This is a genomic window from Mesorhizobium sp. M2D.F.Ca.ET.226.01.1.1 (genome assembly GCF_004022705.2).
Taxonomy (GTDB): Bacteria; Pseudomonadota; Alphaproteobacteria; order Rhizobiales; family Rhizobiaceae; genus Mesorhizobium.
On record NZ_RZOY02000102.1, the window covers coordinates 1 to 311 of the forward strand.

The 311-nt window shown below is 72.7% G+C and carries 1 pseudogene; it reads right to left on the minus strand.

Going from position 1 to position 311, the window contains the following annotated elements:
- Positions 1-311: pseudogene (locus EN869_RS33955) on the minus strand (hypothetical protein); the annotation flags it as partial.

Genomic DNA, 311 nt, shown 5'->3' on the forward strand with positions numbered 1-311 from the left:
CGGCAGTTCCGCCGCCGCCGTGGCCGATGCGGCCGGGGCCGACGGTGCGGACGCCGCCGCGGTGTCGCTGCTGGCACGACGCAGGCCCATGCCCATGCCCATGCCGCCGACGGCCTTGGACACGGCGTCGCCGCCGTTGTCGAAGTCGCCGAACTCCGGCTGGCCGGTCGTGGCATTGCGGACCAGCTTGATCGGTGCGCGCTCGCCCGGACGATGGGTCTTGCTGGCCGAAACGCGGTTCAGGCCGGTGGCGACCACGGTCACGCGCACTTTGCCCTGCATGTCCGGATCGAGCACGGTGCGGACCACCA